The 6475-nt window shown below is 68.4% G+C and carries 4 protein-coding genes; 1 reads left to right on the top strand and 3 read right to left on the bottom strand.

From position 1 onward, the window contains the following. Positions 1-141: 141 nt before the first annotated feature. Together AX685_RS15175 and AX685_RS15180 are read right to left on the bottom strand one after the other, a co-directional pair. On the bottom strand, positions 142-1701 hold the full coding sequence (locus tag AX685_RS15175; RefSeq protein ID WP_066490140.1) for a DUF389 domain-containing protein: 1560 nt from the start codon (positions 1699-1701) through the stop codon (positions 142-144). Next, positions 1698-2747 (bottom strand): potassium channel family protein, encoded by a 1050-nt coding sequence (locus tag AX685_RS15180; RefSeq protein ID WP_066490141.1) that lies wholly within the window; start codon positions 2745-2747, stop codon positions 1698-1700. The genes AX685_RS15175 and AX685_RS15180 overlap by 4 nt, the downstream gene beginning before the upstream one ends. Before the next feature lie 174 nt (positions 2748-2921). Between AX685_RS15180 and AX685_RS15185 the strand changes: the two genes are divergently transcribed. Further along, a complete protein-coding gene (locus tag AX685_RS15185; RefSeq protein WP_331710180.1) occupies positions 2922-4913 on the top strand; it encodes a BCCT family transporter in 1992 nt (663 codons plus the stop codon). 218 nt (positions 4914-5131) lie between these two features. Here the strand turns inward: AX685_RS15185 and AX685_RS15190 are convergent, their stop codons facing one another. After that, entirely contained in the window at positions 5132-6475 is a 1344-nt protein-coding gene (locus AX685_RS15190) for a carbohydrate porin (RefSeq protein ID WP_066490144.1), read from the bottom strand.

The following is a 6475-nucleotide window of genomic DNA, read 5'->3' as shown; positions in this document are numbered from 1 at the left end:
ATACCCGCCAGCACCAGGCCCGCGGTATAGGGCAGGCCGATCCGCCGCGACACCATCGCCACCAGCGAGGCGACGATCAGCATCGTCCCCAGTTGGGTCGGTCCGATCTCTGCCATCAATACTCCTTGGATCGTCGGGCGATCATGGTGCGGCCGTCGCGGCGGCCGTCAGCGCGAAGCGCCTGCCCGCGGCCGGCGCAGGCGTTGCAGCGATGCCCTGCTGGCGCAGCGCGGCCGCGATCGCCAGTGCACGACGGGCGCCGAGATCGGGGTTGGCGGGCGACGGGCCCTCGGGCAAGCCCGGCACCGCCAGCGCCGACAGGTTCCAGCGCTTTGCCGCCCAGACGGAGGTCGCGATGGCGTCGCCGGCGCCGGCATCGAGCGCGTCGGAACCGTCGGCAAACACGATGTCAGGCAACGGCCCCTGCGGCGGGACGATCGCCACATCCCAATCCTCGCTCTGCTGCGCCGCGCGCCGCTCCAGCGCGCGATAGGTCGCAACGGTCGCGCCGGGCAGCGCGGCGGCGGCGGCGATGGCGCGATGGTGGTCGCGGTCGATCGTCACCGCCTCGGGCGCGACGCCGGTGATCAGCGCGATGGCATTGGCCAGGTCGGTGACGTGTTGCGCGGCGGTGTTGGTGGCTTCTCCGGCCTGGCGCAGCTCTTCGCGCTGGGCGGCGAGCGCATCGGCCCCCGCGCCGAGCAGGATCTGGTCGAGGTTCAGCCGCACCGGCCGGGCCAGCTGTCGTGACAGTGCGGCCTGGATCGCGCTCGTCTTCTGCATCGAACGGCGCGGCGTGATGACGACCGCACGCACGACGATCGGCCGCGCGGTGAAATCGATGTCGAGCTGCGTCACGCGCGCTTCGGCACCGAACCGGTCCGACAGCAGCGACCGCGTCTGCGCGGTGGCCAGCGCTTCCCGTCCGATCCGGTTGAGCGAAATGCCGAGCGGAACGGCCATGACGACGAACACCAGGGTCAGCACGCCTGTCTGCGCCCAGCTCTGCCGTCGCGACAGATGATGACCGAAGCCGTAGAAGCGCGCCATCACCGTGGCCGACAGGGCGATGGTGATGAAGTTGGTGGCGAACAGCGCGAAGGCGCCCATGCCGACCGGGGCGTTGCGGGTGGCGATGCCGTATCCCACCACGGCAAGCGGCGGCATCAGCGCGGTCGCGATGGCGACGCCGACGATCGTGTCGCCGCGCCCGCGGATGATCGCGAAGGTCCCCGCCAGCGCCGCGAATAGCGCAACCGCCAGGTCGAACAGATTGGGCCGCGTCCGCGCGACGATCTCCGCAGTCGGCGCCTGCAACGGCGAGACGAGCACCAGCAGCGCGGTGAAGGCGATCGCCGCGACCGCCCCGATCAGCAGCGCCTTCAGCGATCGCCGCAGTTCGCGAAAGTCAAAGAGCGCCAGGCTGAACCCGAAACCAAGGATCGGGTTCATCAGCGGCGAAATCAGCATCGCGCCGATCACCACCGCCGGCGACGACAGCAGCAGCCCGAGCACCGCAATCCCCGCCGACATCATCGTCATGAACGCGAAGCGCGGGCTCCATCCGCTTTCCTCAATGACGCGCGCCAGCACCGCCTCGTGATCGACACGGCCGACGACCGACAGCCGCCACCATCGATACAGCGCGATACGGCTGAGGCGTCCGGCGGGTTCGGGGCGATCCCCCGTGGCGACATTCATGGCAAACGCTCCGTGGGGACGATCTCGACGATCCGGTCGCCGGTCTCCAGCCGCTGTGCCCCGGCTTCCCAGAAGCCGATCGCGGCGCCGCGGCGATGCAGCCGGACGCCGAGGCCGGTGTTGAGAGCGGACAGCGGCTGGCCCACCTCCGCCGGCGTGACATCGCGTTCGTGCAGCGCGACGCGGCCGACGTGCGCGGCAAGATCGGCGATGTAATCGGCCAGATGCTCACCATGAGTGGAACCGGCGAGCAGCAGTCCGGCGAAGCTTGCCGGATTGATGACCGTCGTCGCCCCGGCCTGTCGGGCGAGCGGTTCGTTGTCCTCCGATCGGATCACGACGCTCAGCGGCACGCCGGGCGCCAGGCCGCGCGCCGTCAGCACGATCAGGATCGAGGTGTCGTCGCGCCCCGCCGACACAATCACCGCCTTGGCGCGGGCGACCTGCACCGCATCCAGCGTCGCATTGCGGCTGGCGTCGCCCTGCAGGACGTTGACGCCCAGCCGCTCGGCCAGTTCGACCGCAGCGGCGCGTTCGTCGATGACGACGATGGTCGCGGGGTCGGCACCGCGCCGGATCAGTTCGGCGACCGCCTCGCTGCCCGACGTGCCGAAGCCGGTGACGATCGTATGGCCGCGGAGGCGTTGCTGGATCATGCGCATCCGCCATCCGTCCCATACCCGTCGCAGAAGAAAGTCATAGGCGGTTCCCAGAAAGATCAGCCACACGAACAGCCGGATCGGCGTGACGACGAACGTATCGAACAGCCGGGCCTGCTCCGTCACCGGCACGATATCGCCGTAACCCACCGTCGTGATCGTGATCATCGTGAAATAGAGGACGTCGGCGAAGCTGATGTGGCCGTCGATATTGTCACGCAGCCCGCCACGGTCGAACCAGTGACCCGCAAGTGCGATGCCGATCAGGGCAAGGACCAGGCCGACCCGCCACAGGAGCGAGAGCCAGACCGGCGTACCTCGGCGCCGCCGCAAGGCGCCGGTGACAGATGTTTTGCCACGCGCCGCGCGGCGGTCGCGTCGGATCATGCCGTACCCGTGCGCATGGTCGCGCGGTGGTGCCGGTCCGTGGCGGTGGACAGGGCAGCCGCGGGACGGCGCGCGCAATCGGTCATGGCTGCCCTCCGTCACGGTCATCGGCACTGGCGGCCCGACCAGCGCAACTTGCCTGCGCTCCCCCCGGGCGGGAAGGAAGCGCACCCGGTGACGGCTATTGCAGCCACCGCCCGACAGGACAAGGGAGGCGCCGCATTCGCCAGCGCGGCCGATATCGGCTATCGCGCGGCCATGCCCACACATGACATCAATCCCCGCGTCTTCTGGGGGGCCTCGGCGATCATCGCCGCATTACTGCTGACCACCATCGCGATGCCGGGCAGCGCCGATCACGCTTTCAAGACGGCGCAGGCGTGGACGATCGACACGTTCGGCTGGTTCTACATCGCGGCGGTCGCGGTGTTCCTGGTCGTCGTGCTGGTGCTCGGCTTCGGGCCGGCGGGCAAGCTCAAGCTGGGGCCGGACGATGCCGAGCCGGACTTTCCCTATCTGTCGTGGCTGGCGATGCTGTTCGCGGCGGGCATGGGGATCGGCCTGATGTATTTCGCGGTCGCCGAACCGATCCAGCATTACATCTCGCCGCCCGAGGCAAAGAGCGGCACGATCGATGCTGCGCGCGAGGCGATGGCGATCACCTTCCACCATTATGGCGTCCATGCCTGGGCCATCTATGCGCTGGTCGGCCTCAGCCTTGCCTATTTCACCTATCGCAAGGATCTGCCGTTGACGCTGCGGTCGGGGCTGTCGCCGTTGCTCGGCAAGCGGATCGACGGGCCGATCGGCGATGCGATCGACATCTTCGCTGTCTGCGGCACCGTGTTCGGCGTCGCCACGTCGCTGGGGTTCGGCGTGTCGCAAATGACGGCGGGCCTTGCCTATAACTACGGTGCGCCCGACGGTACGACGACCAAGATCGTCGTGATTGTGCTGGTGATGGGGGCGGCGACGCTGTCCGTGCTGAGCGGCGCCGATCGCGGCATCCGCCGCCTGTCGGAACTGAACCTGACGGTCGCCGTGCTGCTGATGCTGTTCGTGCTGGCGTTGGGGCCGACGCTGTTCCTGCTGCGCGCGCTGGTGCAGAATTTCGGCCTGTACCTCGACCATTTCGTCATGCGGACCTTCACGCTGTATGCCTACGAGCCGCGCGCCTGGATGGCCGACTGGACGCTGTTCTACTGGGCGTGGTGGATCGCCTGGTCGCCGTTCGTCGGCATGTTCATCGCGCGCATTTCGCGCGGGCGGACGATTCGCGAATTCGTGACCGGCGTGCTGTTCGTGCCGACCGCCTTCACCTTCCTTTGGATGACGGTGTTCGGCAACACAGCGATTTCGCTCGACCTTGGGCCGGCGGCCGGCGGCATCGCGGATGCGGTGCAGGCGAACCTGTCGACCGCGCTGTTCAAGTTCCTGGAATATCTGCCCGCAGCCGGCGTCACCTCAACCCTGGCGATCATGCTGGTCGCCGTGTTCTTCGTCACATCCGCGGACTCCGGCGCGCTGGTTATCGATACGCTTGCATCGGGCGGGGCGGAGGATACGCCGCGCTGGCAGCGGATTTACTGGTGCGTGCTGCTCGGCGTGACGGCGACGCTCCTGCTGCTCACCGGCGGCCTGGGGGCGTTGCAGGCAGCGACGTTGATCGCGGCGCTGCCGTTCTGTTTCATCATGCTGATGCTGGCATTGGGTCTGGTGCGACAGACCAACGCCGATCTGGCCGGGGTGACGCTGTCCAACGAAGCGCCGGCGATCGGCGAGCGACTGAAGCGCCTTATCGTGCCAGCGCGCAGGGTGGACATCGTGCGGCAGATCGAACGGACCGGCGCACCGGCGCTGCGCTCCGTGTACGAAGGCCTGCAACAACAAGGCTGGGGGGAAAGCCGCCTCGAGATCACCGAGGACAGCGCGGCTTTACTTCTCGACGCGGAGGAAGGACGCACCTTTATCTATCGCCTCGAGCCGCGCGCGCGGCCGCTCGCTGCCTATACCGCGCTGGAAGCGTCGGAGGCACGGCGCAGCAAGGCATGGTTCCTCGCCGCGCAGACGCATCATGATATCCGGTCCCGCGACCTGACTGGTTTCACCGTCGAGCAGATCGCTGGTGACGTGCTGACCCAGCTCGAACGATGGCGGCTGGCGTGAGCCGACATCCGTGATGAGAGCCGGTCACAGGCCCCTGCCCCTGTCGGCCGCACCTGCGCGCCTCTCATGACCGTGCGTTGGCCGTGTCATCGGGACGGCCGGCCGAAAGCCGCGATGCGACGTGCGGGAGCGATCGATCCACGACGCAGGAATACGTGCTTTCCCGGTTGGAACCCCGCCACCAGCAGGGACCACCAGCGGACCTGCCGCCCGGCCCGTCAAAACGCCCCGTGCAGGCGCACCGCGAATATATCGGCCGGGCCGCGGTCGCGGTTGTAGCCGGGGTTGGCAATATGCTGACAATCTAGCGAAATCTCGACCCCGCGGGTCGCGACCAGCTTGTAATATGCCTCGCCGATATATTCCGGGCCGGGATGCGGCAGCCTCCCGTCTCCGACCAGAACGCCGAGGCCGCCGGCGTCGAGATAGCGTTGATGCACGCGGCTGATACCGTTGACGACGATCACTGCGCCCGCCGTGTCGCTCAACCGGCCCCACCCTGCCCCGTTCAGCGCGAGGCCGAGCTGGGCAGTGCGATCAATGTCGGTAAAGTCATAGGGCTCGACCTGACCGTCGGCGGTCCCGGCCCGCCCGAACACACCCAGGGTGTCGGTCAGCGCCTGCTCGGCGTTGATACTGATCCCGGCCCGCGCGCGGCGACGGCGGACCAGCGCCATATCGGCGCCATCTCCGGTCCGGGCGGCAGCCGCCAGCGCATCGTCGAAGCGGCCGAAGCGCCCGCGGTTCCGGAACAGCGTCACACGGACCGCGCCGGGCCGCCCCGCAAGCATCTGACGGTACTCGATTTCCGTATCCAGCTGATACTGGCGGAACCCCGTCTCCAGCGTTTCGCCGTTCGGCACCTTGGAAAGGTTGAACGCGCCGAACCGTAGCGTCCATGCGCCGCGATACGCTTCGGCGGCAATCCCGGTGGTATAGCCCCAGGCATCGGCGGCATAATCGAACGTGCCCGCATCGACCGCCGACCAATTGAGGAAATCGCCCCGCGGATCATGCGCATAGCTGTTGGTGTCGAACACGTCGCCGACGCCGATCTTGCCCGCGGTTAGCACGAGGCGGTCGCTCGCGCGCGATCCGGCAGCCGCGCCGCCCAGCGCGATGGTCTGGCGGAGATACAGCCGCTGGAGCCGCAGATACGGACGCCGACGGCCGACCTTGTACGCCTCCGCGCTCGGGAAGCCGGCGACGCCCAGCGTGTTCGACAGGCCGAAGCCCTGGTCGATCTCCGGACTTACCCACAATTCGCTCCCGGCCCATGGCCGCACCCCGGCAAAGAGCGTGACGTCGACCGTCTCCCTCGCCTGTCGCGGCGTCAGGCTGTTCGCGCCGGCATAGGGGGACGCGAAGCCCGGCGTGCCTTGCAGGACAAACGTCGCCTGCCCGCGGATCGCGATCCGCTCGCCCTCCGGTATCCCGTCGGCCGGGGTCGCAGGCGCCACCACGGCGGGCGGGCTGCCCTGAACGGACTGGGCGCGGGCGGGGGCGTGGAGTGTCAGGCCGGCGAGCGCACAAGCGCCTGCCGTCGCAAGAAGCCGGGTCAT

Origin of the sequence: Sphingomonas sp. CCH9-F2, assembly GCF_001556735.1 — a bacterium.
Lineage (GTDB): Bacteria > Pseudomonadota > Alphaproteobacteria > Sphingomonadales > Sphingomonadaceae > Sphingomonas > Sphingomonas ginsenosidimutans.
Note: the sequence above shows the minus strand (reverse complement) of the source record. Positions and strands in the feature narration are given on the sequence as shown.

Coding starts and splice junctions, on each gene's coding strand:
- AX685_RS15175 (WP_066490140.1), bottom strand. CDS start 1,701: ATGAATGTCGCCACGGGGGATCGCCCCGAACCCGCCGGACGCCTCAGC.
- AX685_RS15180 (WP_066490141.1), bottom strand. CDS start 2,747: ATGATCCGACGCGACCGCCGCGCGGCGCGTGGCAAAACATCTGTCACC.
- AX685_RS15190 (WP_066490144.1), bottom strand. CDS start 6,475: ATGACCCGGCTTCTTGCGACGGCAGGCGCTTGTGCGCTCGCCGGCCTG.